The organism is Stieleria magnilauensis (genome assembly GCA_007753675.1).
Classification (GTDB): Bacteria; Planctomycetota; Planctomycetia; order Pirellulales; family Pirellulaceae; genus Stieleria; species Stieleria magnilauensis.
In genome coordinates this window covers 2,381,755-2,402,444 of sequence record CP036432.1, presented here as the reverse complement: position 1 = coordinate 2,402,444, position 20,690 = coordinate 2,381,755, and the positions used below count along the sequence as shown (strand labels likewise).

Here is a 20,690-nt window from a genome sequence, read left to right as displayed (position 1 = left end):
GCCCTAGAGGCCGGCACGTTTGGTAGAGACCCTCGATGATCCAACGAACTGAATCGGAAATTCTTAGTCCCAACGCTTCTAACAACGAGATGAGCGACATGAACGTCGATTCTTCGCGGAAACAAAGAAAGACGCGACGAAGCCGTGGGGGTCAGCGCCGACAGCGTCGGCGATTGTTGATGGAGGGGTTAGAGAGCCGGAAACTGCTCGCCGCCGTCAGCAGTGCGGGCAGCAGCAACGCTCCGATCGACACGGATTTGTTTGCACCGTCGAATCCGCGGAACATCGGAACCGTGCCGGCGTTTGTGGTCAACGAGGCGGAAACGGCCAACCAGCAGGGCGTGAACGATTCGCGATTCAGCGCCCAGTTCCTTCCGTTGGGGACGGGGCCTGGTGAGGAGGACACGATCGACATCAACGGCAGCCTGCCGGTGACGATCAGTGGGCAGGGGAACGTCAACGCGGACCTCGACACCTACGCGTTCAACCTGCGAGCGGGTGACATTCTGGACATCGCCGTGGTCGGTGCGGGGGCGAACCTGACGGTCCTGTACGGTCCATCGCAGTTCGGCACGACGTACAATCCGCGGGCGACCAACGGTGCGTTCTGGTTCGGGACCGATTCCAATCAGGGGTTGATCCACCCCGATCCGTCTCCGCTGATGACGTCCGGCAACGCGGTGGGGGCCCAGGTCGTGCCCCATGACGGTACCTATTATTTGCTCGTTGCGCCATCGACCACCTCGGTCAACTACACCGTGGGGCTGCGTGTCTATCGACCGATCTCGGAGAGCTTGCCGATCGGTGCCCAGCAAACCATCTACCTGGATTTCGAAGGCGGCTTCTATCCGAGCACGCTGTTCCCGGGCAGCACCAACCCGTTCGGGATCATTCGATTCTCGTCACTCCGCGAGAACATGGCCGCGTTGGGGCTGCAAAACACTTCTGAGGCGGTATACAACGAGTTGATCGACAAGACGGTCAATCTGGTTCACAGCGACTTCTATTCCGTCATCACCGACGGACAAAACGGCGACTACAACAGCACCGGCAATCCGGGTGACTTCGGAATCCGAATTCTCAACAGCCGCGACGCCGCGTTGGGGCTGTACCCCGAGCCAGCGCTGGACGATCCGTTGGTGACGCGTCTGTTCATCGGCGGCACGATCGCGGATGCGGGGATCGACGGCATTTTGGGCATCGCCCAGTCGCTGGACATCGGCAACTTTGACATGAGCGAGAACTCGATCCTGCCGATCGACTTCTTCCTTGCCGCTGCAACTCAGTTCCCAATCGATAACAGCAAGAGCGTGCTGGATGCCGTCGCCCGCTCGATGGCGTGGACGGTATCACACGAGGCCGGGCACACGTTCGGTCTGCGTCACACCGATGGAACCAACGCCGTCGGCTCGATCATCGACGGGGTCGGGCCCCGCCGCGATGAGTTTGGAATGGGCGTCGGTTTTGACGGGATTTTTGGAACGGACGACGACACCATCCCAAATTTCTCGATCGATCGTTTTGATCTCAACGAAGGCTTGTTTGGGTTCCAAGACACGGCCAATGCGTTGGCCTACAGCCTTTCGACCGGCACCGTAGGGACCGGCATCACCGGACGCGTCTTCAACGACCTCAACCGCGACGGACGCGGGACCGGCGACCCGGGACTGCCCGGCGTCACCGTGTTTGCCGATATCATTCAGAACGGCTTTATCGATCCGACCGAGCCCGTGGCCGTGTCCGATGGCAACGGCTTGTATTCCTTAAATGTTGCGGCGGGCACGACGTACAACGTGCTGGCGGTGACACCGCCGCAATTTGCCGCCAGCCTGCCGACCACGCGGTTCGCTTCCGGCGGTGACAGCGGCATCGATTTCGGATTCACCAAGGTGATTTCCGATATCACCGGGACCAAGTTCGCCGACACCAACGGCAACGGAGTCTTTGACTCCACCGAGTCTGGGATCGAAGGGGTCTACATCTACCTGGACTTGGACGGTGACGACAGCCCGGACATCGGTGAACCGTCCGCCATCACCGATGCCAATGGTCGTTATTCCATCAATTTCCCCGGCCCAGGCACTTATACGATTCGGGAAGTTGTTGGACCAGGTTTCGTGCAAACCTTCCCGTCCGGCGGCGAGCATGTTGTCAATTTCAATGGAATTGGATTGACAGACAATTACAACTTCGGGAACCTGCCGTCACGCGACTACGGTGATGCCCCGGATACGTATCAAACGACCGTCGCTGCCAATGGCCCCAGCCACGGCATCAGCACGGCCTTGGGGCTTGGTGCATTGGTCGATCGGGAGACCGATGGCATCCCGACCACGTCCGCACTCGGCGACGATCTGAACAACATCGACGATGAAGACGGCGTGCTGCTGTTGTCGCCGTTGGGACCGGGTGGCACAGCGAGCTTGTCCGTCACGACGCGTAATACCACCGGCAGCGCGGCCTTCCTGCAAGGCTGGATCGACTTCAACGCCAACGGTGTCTTCGACGCTTCGGAGCAGGTGTTCAAGGACCTTCAACTTGCCGCCGGTACTTCGACGCTGACCGTGAACGTGCCCACCGACGCGGTGGTCGGATCGACCTTTGCTCGATTCCGCTACAGTCCGACTGCCGGTCTGGGTGTCGGCGGGGAAGCCGATTCGGGTGAAGTGGAGGATTACCAGTTCGACATCCTGCAGCAGGCGGCTGTCGCCAACGACGACAACTTCACCGTCTCGAGAAACTCGCTTTCGAACCGGCTGGATGTGCTGGCCAACGATTTCGAAACCAGCGTCACCCAACTGAGAATCATCTCGACCAACACCACCGGTACGGTGGGGACACGCGGAGTCGTTTCGATCATCGAAAACGGGCGTGCGATCTCATACACGCCGCCCAACGGTTTCACCGGACGTGACGTGTTCCAATACGTGGTGGTCGACCAGACCGGCACGCAGTACACCGCCACGGTGGTCGTCAATGTCAACTTCCGGTCCAACGTGCCGATCGCGGTGGATGACACCTTCGACATTCCCCAGGGTTCGGCCAACCGGGCATTGAACGTGTTGGACAACGACGTGCCGAGTATCTTCGGCGGCATCTCGATCACCAGCGTGACGGCGGGTGACCAGGGTGGCCAAGTGACGTTGGAAGGCGGCGGCCAGACGATTCGGTACACACCGCAACCCGGATTCGCCGGAACCGAACAGTTCACCTACAGCATTGAAGATGCCAACGGATCGATCAGTACGGCTCAGGTCACCGTCAATTCGCAACCCGGCGCGCTCAACGATGACTTGGTCGACTTCACGATCGGAATCTTCGACGTCGTCAATAACAAACCGATCTCCAGCGTCCAAGTCGGACAACCGTTCTACGTCCGCGTGTTCGTCGAAGAGCTGAACAATCCGAACTTCAGCCCCGAAGGCGTGGCCTCGGCGTTCTTGGATCTGCTCTACACCGACGAGCTGGTTTCGACCAACGACACGATCAGCACCGATTCATTCGGATTTGACATCACCTTCGGTGAAAATTTCCAAGGCGGTGGTTTCAAACTGGGAGACGCCATCGTGCCCGGTTTGATCAACGATGTCGGTGCGGTCCAGCCGATTCCCGGCGACGGCAATCTGATTCAGCACACCGATCCGGCCGAATTGTTCACGCTGACCATGACCGGGATTTCCCCGGGGGTCGCGCTGTTCGCCGCCGATCCCGCTGACAGCCCGGTCGCCGAAACGATCCTGGTCGGCGAAGACGTGGCGTTGACGCCGGCTCAACAACGTCTCGGTCGTACCGAACTGACGATCTTCCCGGCCAGTGACAACTTTGCCAGTGCGATCGATGATGCCTTCGTCGATGGTTTCGACTCGGTCGGCAACCGTATCGTGCAGAGCGTGCTGCCCAATACACTCGACGTCCTCGACAATGACCTGTTCGGTCCCACGGGCACGCTTCAGGAATTCGGGATTGTGACCGCCCCGTCGCTGGGAACTGCCGTCGTCAACCGAAACGGCACGCCGACCGATTTCAGCGATGATACGATCGACTACTTCGCCGATGTCAACGCCAACGGGTTTGACAGTTTCACCTACGTGATCGTCTCCAGCGATGGCGTGCGAAGCATCGCAGAAGTCACGATGGCGATCGGTGATGCGGCCAACGACGACATCGTCGATATCTCCTTCGGCTTGGTCGATGAGTTCGGCAATTCGATCACGTCGGTCGCGTCGGGACAGACCTTCGGCGTGCAGGTCTTCGTGGAGGACCTGAGAACGGAATTCCAAGGCAACACGTTCGTCTTTGCCGCCTACCTGGACATGCTGTACGACACCGGAATCATCAATCCGGCGCCGGCTGCGGGCGGCGGCCGTTACGATTTCCGAGTCGCATTTGACGGTGATTTCAACGCCAGCACCGGCGTCGGCACCGCGGCTCGTCGCGGAATCATCGATGAATTCGGCTCCTTGCTGCTGCAAAACGTGGCCGAAGGCGGAGGAGTGGCCGAGCCGAACTTGATGGCAACGGTCTTCTTCACCGCCGGAACCGTGTTCCAAGATACCGTCACGCAAGTGATTGGCAGCCCGGCCGATTCATCGCCGTTCCAAGACACCTTGCTGCGTGACCGCGATGAGCCGGTCGACGTCTCGCAAATCCGCTACCACGCGCTGAATGTGACCGTGCGAGCTGCCAGTGCGTTGCAGAACCAGGCGATGCCTGAAGACGTCAATAACGACGGCTTTGTGACTCCCTCGGACGCCCTGACGGTCATCAACGCCCTGGCCCGCGAAGGTGAAGGGGAAGCCCAGCGACTGGGGATGTACACCGACGTTAATGGTGACATGAAGACGACCGCCCTGGATGCCTTGAGGGTGATCAACCATCTGGCGTTGATCGCCGCCCAAACGGGTGAAGGCGAAGCCGTGGTCAGCGACCAACTCGCCTCAAACGTTGCCGCCACTGACCCGGCGTCGCGTGACGAAGCCTTCGCCGACCTCAGTCTGCAAGCCAAATTGGTGAGCGTCGCTGATTCCGACGAGACGCAAGCGACGAGCCAATCGGTCGCGTTGACCTTCGCCGATGCCGACGACGAAGACGACGACCTGCTCGCCTTGCTAGCCGATGACCAAAGCGAGTTAGCGTAGGACACCTCGTCCTGCTCGGATCACGATCAAAGGGGACGCAGCATTTCGGTGCTGCGTCCCCTTTCGCGTTCAATGCGACACCCTTTGGGCACCGCAGTGAAGCATTTATTCCCTGCGTTTGACGAGGTGTTAGCGGCAGGGCGCAAGCCCTCCGGTCCCTCATCGTTCCTGAAACACCGGAGGGCTCGCGCCCTACCGCTAGAAAAAAGAGATGGTGTTAGCGGAACGGCGCGAGCCGTCCGGTCTCGGTTCGTAAACACGTTGACGGACCGGAGGGCTCGCGCCCTACCGCTAGAAGAAAGGGATGGTGTTAGCGGAACGGCGCGAGCCGTCCGGTCTCCGTTCGTAAACACGTTGACGGACCGGAGGGCTCGCGCCCTACCGCTAACAATCGATGCACGGATTGTTGTCGCAGGAGAGCGACAGCGGTTCCAGCATCCCGGAGGGATGTCGATTGTATTACTGACGAGTTTCTCGCCGTACCGCATTGTGGGAACGACTCGCGAGCGGCAACCGCTCCTGCGGCCCGCACGCCAGCGGCGTGCCACATCAAAGCTTGGGGTCGCGCCCGCGCACCCCAAGATACGGTCGCCAACAGGCCGCCAACCCCAACGGGGTTGAACAGAGCAACACGGTTCGCCCGATTCACGCCGCCGTTTGCGCACCCCGGATTGTGCCGCGCCGTTTGTTGAACCCCGCTGGGGTTCCCCTGTCCTCTGCGCCCCTACCCGGAGTGCGCTTCGCGACTCCGGGCTTTGTTGTGGCACCGCTCTGCGGTGTGCACCGCAGAGCGGTGCCTGCCCTAAAGTCGCTCAGTAATACAATCGACATTCCGGAGGGATGCCAGCGAGTAGCCGGAGGTCAGCGCATCGCCACCTCCGGGAAGCCCGTCCCACAATCCCCTCGACCCCGTCAGGGTCGCAGCGCGAAGCCAGAGGGACCGGAGGGCTCGCGGCCTACCGCTAGAAGAAAGGGATGGTGTTAGCGGAACGGCGCGAGCCGTCCGGTCTCGGTTTGTCAACACGTTGACGGACCGGAGGGCTCGCGCCCTGCCGCTAACCAATCGCACTCCGTCTGAGATCAGCCGCGAGCGTCGAACTTGGCAAAAATCATTTTGCCGGCGTTGGTCTGCAGCGTGCTCGTCACACGCACTTCGAGCTCCTGGCCGATTCGGTTGCGGGCTCCTTCGACCACCACCATGGTCCCGTCGTCCAAGTAACCGATGCCCTGCTCGGCGCCTTCACCCGGCTTGATGATTTTGACGTTGAACGACTCGTCGGGAAGATAAACCGGACGCAGCGAATTGCTGATCTCGTTCAGGTTGATGACCGGGACGTTGTGCAGTTTGGCGACCTTGTTCAGATTGAAGTCTCCGGTCACCACCTTGCCTTCGAGGTGTTTGGCCAACAGGACGAGTTTCAGGTCGACCGTTTGGCCGGCTAATTCCGGCAGGTCGCGGTCAAAGATCATCAGGTCGACGTTGTCATCGGCCCGCATCCGGTTCAGCACGTCTAATCCGCGGCGTCCACGGACGCGTCGAAGTTTATCGCTGCTATCGGCGATCGCCTGTAACTCGCTGAGGGCGAAACGCGGCATGATCAATTGGTTGTCAAAAACGCCGGTATTGACCAAATCCGCGATTCGGCCATCGATCACCACGCTGGTGTCCAGCACCAGTGGTTTAAAGCCTTTGACTTCCCGGACAAATTCGACATAGGGAATCAGGAAGCGAAAATCGTCTTTGGTTTGGATCAGAATGCTGACACAGACGTAACACAACAGCATCCCCATGATCAGTTTCACCGCGTTGCCGACCAGCAAAGACTGGGCAAACAGCGGCGCGATCGCGATCCACAAGATATAGCTGAGCAAAATTCCGATCAGCACTCCGAAGTAAACCGCGGAGATGGAATCGATGCGTTTGCGCGGGATAAAGATATCCCCCATGATCGCGACGACGGCGATCCCCATCACGCCGGCAAAGACGACGTAGGGATTGATGTCTGCGTCACTCGGCAACGCCGTGTTGATGATCCACGACACCCCGCCGGCGCAAAGTAAGAAAACGCATCGAAGGATGATCAATTCCATAAGACTAGCTGGTCACGGGATCAATGTTTTGGATCGGTTTGGGAAATCTCTATCGCCGCACTGGCACCATCGGCCAACGCACAGTCTAGATGACGCAGCGATCAGTCCCCAAGGGGACTCGGAAATCGAAACCCGATGACAGCAAGAAAGTGCCCCAAAAACCCCCAGAAACGGGAGAATTAGCACAATGTGATACCCTCGTCCGGCTGCCGGATGCAAACAGATCCCCAGGGCAAGCAAGAATCTTGCCCCACCTTCGCTATTTGATCTCGGCCAGCAATCGATCCATCTTCGATTGGATCTTCGAGGCGACCGCGGCGATCTCGTCGTGGGCTTTCTGCGCCGCTTGAGCGAGCGATTGGGCCTGTTCAAGCTTCTTTTGCAGCTCCCCGCGGGTGGCCAGCAGTTTATCCGCTTCGGCCTGACGGGCCGCCGCGGTTTGCTGGTGCGTCTTGATGACATCGATCAGGGCGATCCGGTTTCGGCGTTGCTTGGCCATGTCGGTCAATTTCGCCGCCAGTTTCTCTTCCGATTCCGCGACCGCGATCATCTTGGAGGGGTCGGCTTTCAATGCCACACGCAGCGCCGTCACTTCGTCTTGAAGATCGCGAACGGCGGTGGTCAGCGTCGGCAGCTGTTGGTCGAAAGTTGCAGACGTTTGTTCAGCCGTTTTGGCGGCAGCTGTACTTTCGGCGGCCTGTTTCTTCAGCGCGGCGACCTTTTGATCCAATTCCGCCAGCGACTTCTTAGCAGCCGTCACCGCAGCATTGGCCTGGTCCAGATTCGCTTTCGCCGGAGTCAGTTTCTGTTGGATGGAAACCAGGGTCGTTTTGACGGCTTCAACCCGTTTGGCGGCCGGTTCGGGGTTGGCTGCCAAGCGGACCATGGCATCGGGGGTTTCGACCGGAGTGTTGAACACGGATCCGGCCCAATCCCCATAGATCAGACGTTTTCCGTCGTGGGTGATGGCGACTTCCAGCATGTCTTCGCCGGCATGGCTGAACGACTTCAGTTCCTTGCCGGCTGCATCCCACAATTTGGCCCGATTGTCCCGGCCGGCGGTGGCCAATTGGGCTTGGTGGTCGAACCGGACCGCCGTGACACCGCCGCCGTGGGCGTTGATCGATTTGATCGCCTTGCCGGAGACCATGTCCCACAGCTTGACCGTCCCGTCCTCACTGGCACTGGCCAAGACGTTGGAATCATCGCGCCAGGCGAGTGAGGTGATGCCGCCTTTGTGACCGGCAAGATCCAGGTACTGGCGACCCGTTTCGGCTTCCCAAACGATCAGCCCGCCCGAGCGGTCTCCGGAGGCCAGCAGCACTCCATCGGGGCTGTAGGCGACGGCGTAGATCCAATCGGTGTGTTTCTTGATGTCGAACAGTTTTTCGCCGCTGCTGACGTCAAAGATCCGCAGCATCTTTTGCGGTCCGCCCATCGCGACGCGCGACAGGGTGTCGTTGGCGTCGGCACCGAACACGATATCCAATTCGTCGCCGACGGTCGCGACACGTTCGCCGGTTTTGACGTCATAGATCGCAACGAGTCCGAGCACGGAGTGTTCGCCGCCGCCGGCGATCAGGTACGAACCATCACCGCTGAAACGCAGCTCCTGAGCGACGCCTTCGGGGAACGGCAGAATACCCAGCAGTTCCGCGGTGTCGCTGTGATACATCACGATTTGGTTTTGGCCGGCGACGGCGACCAGCGGAGCCCAGGGACTGGCCGCGATCGCGGTCACCGCGGCGGCTCGCGAGGTGACGACCGGGGTTTCCAACGGCAGCGTTTCGGGCATCGCGACGGGGCCGTCGGGCTTGCCGCCGGTGGGAGCGACAAAGGCCAGCGCGTTCGACTTCATTTTTTTGGCTTTGGATCCGGAGTTCTCCAGAATCCCGCCTTCAATCCAGGCTCGAATGATCGCCAACTTGTCTGCCGGCAGCTTGTCTTGCTTGGGCGGCATCACGGGCGTGTCGTCGTGGTTGACCAGTTGCCACAGACGGCTGCTCTCGGCATCACCATCGTCGAAAACGACTTCGCCACTGCCGCCGCCTTCGACGACCGAGCCGAACGTGTCCAGTGCCAGTCCACCCTTTTTGTCGCTCTGCTGGTGACAGTTCAGGCAGTACTGTCGAAAGATCGGTTTGACGTCGTCTTCGTAGGTGACTTTCTTCGGAGCCGCGTCTGCCGCTTGGCAAACGGATACAGCCGACAGGGTCGAGAACGCAGCGAAACGAACTAATGCAGATCGAACAGACATGGCGGGAGAGGGTAAGGCGGGGGAGAGGGGGCCTGGGGCTTAGGCCCGCGTCGAATTCGGTACTCGATCCAGTTTAATCAGCGTCGCCCGAGGGGCGACGCGTAATTTATCGCTGTCGTCCAGGACTCATCCTGGTACGGCTCAGCGTTCTTGTCGTCACGAAGGTCGTCAAAACCTTCGCAAGTTCCTAGTCGTCTATCGAAGCTCAATTCTCGGGTAGTGGACGAGGCGACTTTCGGGTAGTGGACGAGGCGACGAGTCCTCTGTAGTCGGCAGATTGGCAAGGACTCGTCGCCTCGTCCACTACCGTCTATCCGAGAACCAAGCTGCGGCGGAATACTAGTGGTTGAATACAAACTCGCGGCTGTTGAGCACGGCCCAGAAGATGTCTTCCAAGGCGGCCGTCTTGTTTTCCGCCTTATCGACGGTGGCTTTCAAATCGGCCAGCTCAGCCGCTGAAGGGCTGCGCGACAGGCAGCGAACATAGATCCGGTCGATCACCTGTTCCTCGGTCAGCTTCTCCGTCTCCATCCATCGCTTGATCTTGTTTCCCTGAGCGACCTTGCTGCTGACGCTGCTGCCATTGAGCAAGTGCAGTGCCTGAGAGAGCGAAGGATCGGTCGAGGCTTCACACTCACACACCGTTGCGCGTGGGGCGCGACCGAAGGTGGTTAGGAAGTAATTGCTCGTTTTGCCGTCGGCGATTTGCACCGCACGTGCTCCGATCGGCAATCCGGTGAACTTGTCCGGCGCCTCGGTGACTTGGCAAATGCAGTCCAACAAGCTTTCCGCGGGAATCCGACGGATGTTCGCGTGGGCGTAATTGCGATTGTCGTGGGCGTTGGTTTCGTTCGTTTCACAGCTGCGCTGGTAGGCTTGGCTGTTGCAGATGTCACGCACGAGTCGACGGAAATCAAAGTCGTATTCGACCAGTTTTTCGCCCAACAGTTCAAACAACTCGGGGTTGCTGGGCGGATTGCTGACGCGGATGTCATCGACTTCGTCCACCAGTCCGACGCCCATGTAGTGGGCCCAAACACGGTTGGCGATCGACTTGGCGAAGAACGGGTTATCGGGGCTGGTCAGCCACTCGGCTACCACCGCGCGGCGATCTTTCCCACGCGTATCGGGTGCTTCACCGCCGAGGAACTTCGGCGGGACGGGTTTCTTCGTCACCAAGTGATTGACTTCGCCACCGCCTCGGTTGTAGACGATTTTCTCGCGATAGTCCTCGGCGTTCTTGCGGCCGATCTGCGAGAAGAAGGACGCGAACCCGTAGTAATCGTCCATCGTCCAGCGGTCGAACGGATGGTTGTGACACTGGGCACATTGGGTGCGAATCCCCATGAACACCTGCGCCACGTTCTCGGCGGTCTTCAGGGTGTCACGCTCGATCTCATAGAAGTTGGTCGCCGGCGAGGTGAACGTTCCACCGGTGCTGGTCAGCAGGTCGCGCACCATCTGATCGATCGGGACATTCTTGGCGAACTTGTCGGTCAACCAGTTCGCATACAAGAAGGCCGACTTGTAGCTGACCTGGTTGGTGCTCTTGATCATCAACAGCTGAGCAAACTTCATCGCCCAGATTTCGCTGAACTCCTTTCGTTCGAGCAATCGATCGATCAGGGCAGCGCGTTTGTCGTCGGCCGGATCGGCGACGAAGTTGCGGTACTCTTCTTCAGTCGGCAGCATGCCGGTGATGTCGACCGTCACGCGACGGATGAACTCTTCGTCGCTGCACAAACCACTCGGCAGGATCCGCAGCTGTTGGAGCTTCTTGCCGACCGATTGATCGATGTAGTTGCCGGTGATTTTCGGCGGCGTGTAGTCCAAGTCGGTCGGCAGGGCGAGCACTTGGCTGCCCACGGTGTGTGTGTCAAAGCGGGCCATCACAAAGGCTTCTCCGCGTCGACCCGCAGTCACGTTGCCGGTGTCATCGATGGCTGCGGTGCCGGAGTTGTTGGACGTGAAGGCGGCCAATCGCGTGACGTCACGCGTGGTTCCATCGCTGTAGGTCGCCACAGCGACGAACCGCTGGGTGGAACCCTCGCCCTCGATGACCGCTTGTTGCGGATAGATCGCGACGGAATCGACGGTCGGCGGCTTGTTGTCGGCCGGATCGGCAAGTGCCCCATCGGACAACCATTCCAGCACGGTGGCGTAGTAATCCGAATCGGTGTCGAACAGTTTGCCGCCGGTATGCGGAACCGCGCCGATCGACTTCTTCAGGAACAAGCTTTCTTCGGGGATCGCCAGGTTGATGCGGCGAACGCCGATTTCACGGGTGATGCGAAGGTAATCGCCATCGGGATCGAAACCGAACAGACTCATTCGGAATCCATCTTTCCCGCGGGCGGCTCCGTGACACGAACCGGTGTTGCATCCGGACCGCGTCAACACCGGCATCACGTCTTTGGTGAAGCTGATCGGCGGTTTGGTTTGTGAGTTGGAGACCGTGACGGGGATGCGGACTTCGGTGCCGAGATACTCCGCGATCAATTCGGTCGTGCCATCGGCCAACGGCAACAGTTGGAATTCGTCTCGTTTGACCTTGGATTCATCGGCGATTTTCCAGATCACACGATCACTGGCGTCTTCGGTGATTCCGTCATCACGTCGCAGCACGGCGACGAAGGACTGGAAGTCACGAGCCGAGTTGAGCTTGATTTCAGGCGGGTAGACCGCCAGGTCAGGCTTCCGCGGCGAGTCCGAAGGGCGGGATGCTGCTTCGTCGGCGGGGGTCACGCCGAGGGATGGCATTGCCAGTGCAACGAGGAGCAACAGGGATGCGACGGGGCGAGTCTTCATGTCAAAAACGCTGTTTGGGGGGACACTCGATCTGAACCGGGGTTCTGTCGAGGTGAGTCACCGAATGGCGTGGACCATTCGGAACCAAAACTGTGGTGGTGTCAAAACGAAAGCACCCGCGGATGCGGCGGGTGCCCTCGTCGCTGGTTTATTTCTTTTGCCGAAGCTGTTCCAAGCGGCTGAGCGGCTTGGGCTTGGCGGGTGCTTTGGCGGCCGGTTTCGGAGCGGCCGGTTTTGGGGCATCGACTTTCGACGGCAGTGGTTTATCGATCCGCAGCTCACCTGAACCGTTGGTCTGGACGATCGTTTCGTCACCGACTTTGACGCGGGCGATGCAATTGAGTGTCCGGTGGGTGCCAACCTTCGCCTTCGCGTCGATGACCAGCGGGAACGTCACACTTTCCGATTCCGGGGTGACCGGCTGGGTGGCGGCGGGGCTGGTCACTCCGGCCGGGATTCCGACCAGTTCCACCTCGGCTTCCCCAGGGTATTCACGCAGGATTTCGATTGGAATCGTAACGCTGACTTCAGTTCCCAGTTCGCCGGCCGACTTGGGGAACGTGTACTTGAAGATCGAGTTTTCCACTTCCAACATGATCGGTGGCGTGGCCGTTTGGGCGGGACCCGTTTTGGTATTGTAGGAGGCCACGAAGATGATCGGCCAGGTTCCGATTCCGGCACCGGTGTTGGCGGTGATTGGAATGTCGACTTCGGTTTTGCCCTTGGCGATCGAGCGACTGTTGTTGATCGAGATACCCGGCGGGTTGTAGAGGGTGCGGATGGAGACGGCGTCGTCGAAGCCTTCTTTCTTGTTAATCCGTACCTTCAGGTTCTTGCTGCCGCTCCGCACGATCGGCGTCTTCGGTTGCACGACTTCGATGGTGAAGGGAACTTCATCGGTCACGGCCATCGCGGCGCGTTCGGTATCGTATCCCCACATCTCGCGGCGGTTTTGTCCCAGCACCAGTTTGTGGTGTTGCGAAAGCTTGCCGCCGACCAACGGGTTCTTGTCGTCGCCTTTGGCAAAGATCGTGTACAGCGAGGCGTTGTGCGTGGCGTCCGGGGCCGCGGTCAGCAAGACCGGGACCTCGGGGCGTCCGGCCGGCATCGGGAACGTCGTCGCCGTGACGCCTTTGGGAAGTCCTTCGAAGGACAGATTGACTTCGCCGTTGTATCGGTCGCGGGCGGCCGAGACGACCATGCCGACGCTTCCGCCGATCGGAACCGCGACGACATGAGCCTCGTCACGACGGAGTTCCTTGAGCGACAGGTTGACCGCCGGCGTCGGCGTGCTGACTTCGATTCGATAGGTGTAGGTCGGTCCGCCGCCACGAAGGTGGTCATAAACTCGAACGGTGTGTTTGCCGTCGACCTTGGCATCAAATTCGAGAAACGGATCAATCTTTCCGCGGCTGTCGTCGCTGGACGTGATCGTCGCGTGCTTCGGATCGAACACGTTCAGCACGGCGTCCAAGGGTGAACGCAGGACGTCTCGGGCAAACACTTCGACGCGGTACTTGGTGCCCTTTTTGGCTTCAAAGGTGAAGCAATCGTAGTCCTCGGGTTTCTCGATCACACCACAATAGGCACCGGGAACCGGAACCACGGGAGCGGATCGGCGATCATCATTGGGTTCTTGTTCCATCGCGACGGGCAGCTCGTTGACGCGAATCCAGTTCGGCGACGGGGTGACTCCATTTTCGTCTTCGGTCGTCACGCCCCATTGTGGATAGTTTTCGCTGGGAAGCGGAATCTTGGCCGACCGTTCGCTGCCGTCGGACAGGATCAACTTGGCATCCAAGACGGTCGACGGCGGGCCGCCGGCCGGGATCACTGCGACCGGTCGCGGGTAGGTGCCGACATGAAGCCGGTATCCACCCAAATCGCTGCCCAGGAAGGAACTATCGCGGACCAGGATGGAATACTTGCCGTCGGCGGGAGCGGTGAAGCTACACAAACCGTCCTGTTGGAACAGCGAGGAGTCGTCACTGGAGGCGACTTCGAATCGGCCTTCGTCCAGGATCGCGATGTAGGGATCGAGGATGTTTTGGTTGCGCAGTGAGTTGGCGATTCGAATGCCTTCGATTTCGACGTTCAGCGTCTGGCCGGCTTTCAACTCGACCTGGTAGTGGTCGATGTCTTCGCGTTTGACCACGCCGTCGATCGTCGAATTCAACTCGATCACCTGCGGTGCGGCGAAATCGTTGTTCGGTTCGACTTCGGCAACGACGGGCATCGCACCGACGCCCAGCAGGCGAAGGTTGGCAATCCCGCTCTTGGTGACCAACCGGATCGGATACAAGCCCGGCGTCAGGTCCGCAGCTGCGCGAAGTTTAACTTCCGTCGCACTGTTGCTGACCGCTTTGACTTCTAAGATCTCGATGCCGGGCAAGTCGCAGAGGACTTCGGAGGCGTCACTCAGGCGTGTGCCTTTGAAGGTGACGACCGATTCTTCACCGCGGACGACGCCGCGCGGTTCCAAGCTGGTGACGGCAGGGAGTGTCGCGGATGCGTTTTGGATCAGCATCGTTCCGATCAGGAACGCGCCCACCCATGCCGCAGCGTGCGGCCGGAGAGCTGTTTGTTGTTTCATCATCGATTCGTAAACGATTGTGGAACAGGCAGGATTCGAACGCCCGATCTTTCAAGCGTTTGGTGGCAATGGCAATGGTCACGTTCGCTTTCAGACGCGTGGCGCAAGCTGGAAACTCTCGCCACGCGCTGCAAGCGTGTTTTCGTCTAAACCATCAAGGGTTCGATCAGCTTTCCGCCGTCGACGATTTCGATCGGTCGATCACCGGGCGCCATCAATTCTTTGTCCGCAACGATGCCGAGCAAGCGGTACATCGTGGTGGCCAAGTCGGCCGGTGAGACAGGGTTGTCTTCCGGTTCGGCTGCGGTCGAATCAGAGGCACCGTAGATCATGCCGCCCTTGATCCCGCCGCCAGCCATCAAGACACTGAACACCTTGGGCCAGTGGTCACGTCCGGCGTCGTTGTTGATCTTGGGGGTTCGGCCGAATTCGCTGCTGACCATCACCAAGGTCTCGTCCATCATGCCGCGATCGGTCAAGTCGTCGAACAGGGCTGCCAATGCCGTGTCGAGCGCGGGCATTTGACTCTTGAAGCCGTTGGTGATGTTGCTGTGCATGTCCCAGCCGCCGTAGGTCAGCGTGACCAACCGTGTGCCGGCTTCGACCAGACGACGGGCCATCAGCAACCGCTGTCCGGCTTGGTTACGGCCGTAGCGGTCGCGAACCTTGGCGTCTTCTTTGTCGATGTCGAACGCTTCTTTGGCCGCCGGGGTGTCCAACAGACTGTAGGCTCGCTCGTAGAACGTGTTCATCGCTCCCACGTTGTCCGCCGCCGTGGCCGAAACAAATTGTTTGTTGACAGCTGCCAACGCTTCTTTACGTCGCATGAATCGGTCGGCATCGACTCCGCCGGCCAAGTCCAAATCGCGGACTTTGAATCCGCTTTGGGCCGGATCCGAGCCGAGTGCGAATCCGCCGTAGCTGCTCGGCAGATAACCGGTCCCGGCGAATTCATTGGGAACGTTCGGGATGCACACGTACGGAGGCAGGTTGTTTCGCGGTCCGTATTCGTGGCTGACGACCGCGCCGAACGACGGGTAACGCAGCGCCGGGCTGGGCTTGTACCCGGTGAACATGTTGTGGGTGCCCCGCTCGTGGGCCGCTTCACCGTGGGTCATCGAGCGGATCACGCTGAACTTGTCGGCCCGTTTGGCCAACTGCGGCACCGCTTCGCCGAACACTTCACCCGTGTTCGTTTTGATCGTCCGCATCTCGCCGCGGTATTCCAACGGGCTGTACGGTTTGGGGTCGAATGATTCCTGTTGGGCCATTCCACCAGGCAAATAAACGTGGATCACGCTCTTCGCTTTGGCTTCGACAAAATCATAGTGCTTTTGCTCGGCCATCGCCTGACGCATCAGCAACTCAGGCAACGAGAGCCCGATCCCTCCGAGAGCACCAGCGGCCAAGAATCCGCGACGGCTAAATGGGTTTCCTTCGCAACGCATCGAACGACTCCATGAATCAGTGATGGGTGGGTGACTATCAGCGGCTTGAAATGCGGCCGATCCAATGCATCGGTGACGCATCGCATTGGTTTCACGTCTCAAGCAGAATCGGAGCATCCGATCTCGCTGAAGTGTTTTGGTAGGCGGGGACAGCGATCAACGCCGAATGCTTTCGTCGTGATGCTGTGGGGGTGGGTGTGGTGTCCAGACAATTCGTCGCATGCTTGCACAAACGAATACTATCTGAACGACAACGAGTCTATCGACCGGATGAACCCTAGAAAATCACGTAACCGGAAAAATTATCCTTTCCGGATTGCGGACGTAATCCTCCTAAGGTTCGCGCTAGCGTAGCGGTAACCGCCAATGGAGTCAAATTACACTATCTAGTGGGTGGTGCCAGTGCGGTCTATTGGGGCTGGTTTTGGGCGGTGCTCGGTGTGGTTAGTCCGGTAGGCAACGCAGGTTTGTTGTAGCTGTCGCTAGCAGGCGGTATGACCCCGACGGGGTCAAAGCCAGTAGCCGGAGGTGAGCGAAGCGATACCTCCGGGTATCCGGTTCCCCGCCCGACGCGACCCCGAAGGGTGTCGAAGCAAATGACGTTCGAGCCCTCGGACCCGGCCAGCCCGCGCGCACAAGCTCCCCGATCTACTTCTTTACGAACGCAGACTGCCGCACCGCCGGCGGATGGATTCGCTGCGACCCCGTCCGGGGTCGAGGGGATTTTGAGGCGTGCTTCCCGGAGGTGGCGCTGCGCTGACCTCCGGCTACTCGCTGGCATCCCTCCGGGATACTCGGTTCGCTGCCGCGCTCCTTTGACACCTTGTCGATTTAGCGGCTGGGCGCGAGCCCTCCGGTCCGTCAACGCGCTTTCGACGCCGCCACCGGACGGCCGCGAGCGGCTTTCGTTACCACTGCAATTTCCACGTCTCGGGGGATTGCCCCAAGTCGTACCAGCCGTGGAAGTGTTCCAGCTGATCGGCTGGGGCCAATTCGATCGATCCCTGTTCGGCCAATTGATGGACGAACTCGCCGAGCTGTTGGCTGGAGCCGAACTCCCAAGCCATCAGCTCTTCGCGGCCCGATTCGGCGAAGTGGTCGACGGCCAATTCCAGCAAGACCCGACAAACGCCTTCGGCTGTGACGTGTCCCGCTTTGCACAACGCGGGGTCCTTCATGGCGACTCGGATCGTGTGGCGGACAAACTCCACCCGCTCGCTGTGGCCTGAATCAAATTCGGGGGCGTGATTCAGTTTGATGAGACCTTCTCCTTGAGTTTGTTGATGTCGCCTTCGACCGACTGGCGTTGGTTGAGCAGGTCGTCGAGGGTTGCTCGCTCCTTCTCAACGACTTCCGCCGGGGCGCGTGAGACGAAATTCTCGTTCGACAGCTTGGACTCTTTGCCGGTGATTTGTTTCAGCAATTGGCCGAGCAGTTTTTCCAGACGCGTGAGTTCCGCTTCTACGTCGATGAATTTTTCCAAGTCGACGTGCACTTCGACGTCGATGGACGGAATTGCCAGCGGGGCATCGGTTTCAAACGCTTCGGCCGCAGGGCCAATCTCCAGCACGTCAGCACCGGCCAGCGCCCCGAAGTACGGCTTCATCGGCTCGAGCAGTTTGCGGCTCGATTCGCTGCAGCGGATGGCGGCGGGGACCGTTTCACGCGGCGGGATGTTGCTGCTGGCGCGGATCTGCCGAATCGCACCGACGATGTTTTGGAACTCGGTGAATTGCCGTTCGATCGTCTCATCGAAATGGTCGCGGTTGGCTTGGGGCCAGTCTGCTTTCATGGCAAACTGGGACACCTTCACCGGCGTCAGGCCACGCTCAGGAGCCAGCTCGCCCAGGAAGCCCCAGATCGATTCGGTCACGAACGGCATGATCGGATGCAACAATCGCAGCAGCGTGTCGAGCCCATGCGCGATCACGTTTTGGGTCACGCCGCGTTGAGACGGGTCGGATAGACGTGGTTTGGCGATTTCGACGTAGAAGCTGCAGAACTCGTGCCAGGCAAAGTCGTAGAGGATTCGTGACACGTCGGCGAACTTAAATTGATCGATGCCCTCGGTCACCTGCTGGGTGACCGTTGCCAAGCGACTGAGCAACCAGCGGTCTTCCACCGGCAGGGTGGCTACGTCGATCGTCTCCGGCGTGTAGCCTTCCAGGTTCATCAACACGAACCGGGCGGCATTCCACAGTTTGTTGACAAAGTTTCGGCTGGTCTCGAACTTCTCGCTGACGACGGCGGCTTTGGGGTGTGCCAGGTCGGCTTCGGATTCGGCCCACTGCGTCGCAAAGGTTTTCTTGCACTCGGGGCACGGAACGGTTTTTGCAACCCGATTCTTTTTCGTTTGATCGATCAGCTTTTCGCAATGCGGGCACTCGTACTGCACGGGCATGCGAACGTCTTGCGTTTCGGTTGCCAGTCGAGCCAAACCGAACCGCAGCGAGTCGGGACCAAATTTGTCGATCACATCGATCGGGTCCACACCGTTGCCTTTACTCTTGCTCATCCGTTCGCCGTTTCCGTCCAAAATCGTTGGATGGATAAAGACTTCGTCGAACGGAATTTCGTTCAGGTTGTTCAGGCTCATCAGCACCATCCGCGCGACCCACAACGTGATGATGTCGCGTGACGTGCAGAGCGTGGACGTGGGGTAAAAGTAGTCCAGTTCCTTGGTCTGTTGCGGCCAACCGAGTGTGCTGTGGGGCCACAGCGCCGAGGAGAACCAGGTATCCAGCACGTCGGGATCACGCTCCAGCCCGAGCGCCTCGACTTTCGCTTCCAACGGTGACTCTTCGTCGCGCAGACAGACGAACACGCTGTAGGAAGTCGCCGATTCGTCTTCATCGTCGGCCTGGATTTTCGTTGCGATCAGCTGCTCGCCGCCCAGCGCCGCGGCTTGCTCGGCGACTTTACCGGCCTCGGCTTTGGTCGCAAAGGACGCCGACCAAATCGGAATCCGGTGCCCCCACCAAAGTTGACGGCTAACCGGCCAATCGCGTTTTTCGCCGAGCCAATCGAGGTAGCCTTTGCGGTAACGCGTCGGATAGATGCGGACACGATTGTCACTGACGGCGTCCATGGCCGACTGGGCCAGGTGGTCCATTTTGACGAACCACTGGTCGGCCAAATACGGCTCGATCGCCGTCTTGCTGCGGTCCGACAGCGGCATTTCGATGTCGCGATCCTCGATGTCGCCCAGCAATCCGGCTTCGTCCAAATCCGCCACGACCCGCTTGCGGGCTTCGGCGATCGTCAAGCCTTCGTAGGCGGGGACGAGGCCGTTGAGGGTGCCGTCGGGATTCAAGATGTTCAGCATCGGCAGCGATTGCCGTTTGCCGACTTCGTAGTCATTCGGGTCGTGGGCCGGCGTGATTTTGACGCAGCCCGAACCCAGTTCCGGTTTGGCCCACACGTCGGCGACCAGCGGGATCTTGCGTTCGGCCAGCGGCAGCATCAAACAACGGCCATCGGCGGCCATGTCGCGCAGTTGCTCCAGCTTCGGCAGCATCGTCTTGCGGCGCTCGAGCAGGGCGTCGAGTTGGTTTTGCGCGTCCGGCTTTTCTTTGGCGGTCGCGCCGGCGAGTTTTTGGCGGAGCTCGGCTTCCAATTTGTCGAACGTTTGCGCCGGGTCGGGGTGCACCGCGACGGCGGTGTCGCCGAGCATGGTTTCCGGGCGGGTCGTCGCAATCACCACGTGATCCGGTTCGCCGGGTTTGGGATCGATCACCGGGTAGCGGAAGTGATAGAAATGACCTTTCTTGGTCACGTTTTCCACTTCATCATTGCTGACGGCGGTTTGCAGGAACGTGTCCCAGTTGACCAGGCGTTTGCCGCGATAAATCAGGTCCTTGTGGAACAGATCAAAGAACGTCGCACGCACCGCCGCGCCGCACATCGGATCCAGGGTGAACCGCAAGCGACGCCAATCGCAGCTGCAACCCATGCGTTTGAGTTGGCCCAGGATCCGCTTTTCGTATTGGTCTTTCCAATCCCAGATGCGTTTGACCAAGGCGTCGCGTCCGATGTCGTGACGCGACAGGTTTTCCTGTTCTTTCAACCGCCGTTCGACGACCGCTTGGGTGGCGATGCCGGCATGGTCGGTGCCGGGCATCCAAAGTGTTTCGTACCCTTGCATCCGCTTGGTGCGGATCAAGATGTCTTGCAGCGTGTTATTGAGCCCGTGCCCGAGGTGAAGCGCGCCGGTCACGTTGGGCGGCGGGATCACGATGGTGTAGGGTTTCTTGTCGGGATTGATCTCGGCGTGGTTGCAACCTGCTTCATCCCATTTGGCACTGATTTCGCCTGCGGCGGTGCCATGATCAAATCGGTTTGGAATCATGTTTGTG

8 protein-coding genes are annotated in these 20,690 nt (G+C 59.6%); 1 reads left to right on the top strand and 7 read right to left on the bottom strand.

What is annotated here, in order from left to right; genetic code table 11:
- Positions 1-35: 35 nt before the first annotated feature.
- Positions 36-5,138 (top strand): Ig-like domain-containing protein, encoded by a 5,103-nt coding sequence (locus TBK1r_RS08545; protein WP_145208943.1) that lies wholly within the window; start codon positions 36-38, stop codon positions 5,136-5,138.
- A gap of 1,080 nt (positions 5,139-6,218) precedes the next feature.
- On the opposite strand, the gene TBK1r_RS08540 is transcribed toward TBK1r_RS08545, so the two are convergent.
- From TBK1r_RS08540 to TBK1r_RS08510, 7 genes are all read right to left on the bottom strand, one after another.
- The gene (locus tag TBK1r_RS08540; protein WP_145208941.1) at positions 6,219-7,229 is read right to left on the bottom strand and encodes a PIN/TRAM domain-containing protein; all 1,011 of its coding nucleotides are present in this window, start codon (positions 7,227-7,229) and stop codon (positions 6,219-6,221) included.
- A 259-nt stretch (positions 7,230-7,488) separates the two neighbouring features.
- Positions 7,489-9,486, bottom strand: coding sequence for a c-type cytochrome domain-containing protein (locus tag TBK1r_RS08535; RefSeq protein WP_145208939.1), 1,998 nt, complete (start codon positions 9,484-9,486; stop codon positions 7,489-7,491).
- Between the two features lie 339 nt (positions 9,487-9,825).
- A complete protein-coding gene (locus tag TBK1r_RS08530; protein ID WP_145208937.1) occupies positions 9,826-12,294 on the bottom strand; it encodes a DUF1549 domain-containing protein in 2,469 nt (822 codons plus the stop codon).
- A gap of 148 nt (positions 12,295-12,442) precedes the next feature.
- Positions 12,443-14,890, bottom strand: coding sequence for a pre-peptidase C-terminal domain-containing protein (locus TBK1r_RS08525; protein WP_419581129.1), 2,448 nt, complete (start codon positions 14,888-14,890; stop codon positions 12,443-12,445).
- A 143-nt stretch (positions 14,891-15,033) separates the two neighbouring features.
- Positions 15,034-16,335 carry a DUF1501 domain-containing protein gene (locus TBK1r_RS08520; protein ID WP_145208935.1) on the bottom strand — a complete coding sequence of 434 codons (1,302 nt, stop codon included), beginning with the start codon at positions 16,333-16,335 and terminating at the stop codon, positions 15,034-15,036.
- Positions 16,336-17,243: 908 nt separating this feature from the next.
- Positions 17,244-17,513, bottom strand: a complete 270-nt coding sequence (locus tag TBK1r_RS08515; protein ID WP_145208933.1) for a hypothetical protein — start codon at positions 17,511-17,513, stop codon at positions 17,244-17,246.
- 71 nt (positions 17,514-17,584) lie between these two features.
- Entirely contained in the window at positions 17,585-20,683 is a 3,099-nt protein-coding gene (locus tag TBK1r_RS08510) for a valine--tRNA ligase (protein ID WP_145208931.1), read from the bottom strand.
- Between the last annotated feature and the right edge of the window lie 7 nt (positions 20,684-20,690).

Coding starts and splice junctions, on each gene's coding strand:
- TBK1r_RS08535 (WP_145208939.1), bottom strand. CDS start 9,486: ATGTCTGTTCGATCTGCATTAGTTCGTTTCGCTGCGTTCTCGACCCTG.
- TBK1r_RS08525 (WP_419581129.1), bottom strand. CDS start 14,890: ATGATGAAACAACAAACAGCTCTCCGGCCGCACGCTGCGGCATGGGTG.
- TBK1r_RS08540 (WP_145208941.1), bottom strand. CDS start 7,229: ATGGAATTGATCATCCTTCGATGCGTTTTCTTACTTTGCGCCGGCGGG.
- TBK1r_RS08520 (WP_145208935.1), bottom strand. CDS start 16,335: ATGCGTTGCGAAGGAAACCCATTTAGCCGTCGCGGATTCTTGGCCGCT.
- TBK1r_RS08530 (WP_145208937.1), bottom strand. CDS start 12,294: ATGAAGACTCGCCCCGTCGCATCCCTGTTGCTCCTCGTTGCACTGGCA.
- TBK1r_RS08510 (WP_145208931.1), bottom strand. CDS start 20,683: ATGATTCCAAACCGATTTGATCATGGCACCGCCGCAGGCGAAATCAGT.
- TBK1r_RS08545 (WP_145208943.1), top strand. CDS start 36: ATGATCCAACGAACTGAATCGGAAATTCTTAGTCCCAACGCTTCTAAC.
- TBK1r_RS08515 (WP_145208933.1), bottom strand. CDS start 17,513: ATGAAGGACCCCGCGTTGTGCAAAGCGGGACACGTCACAGCCGAAGGC.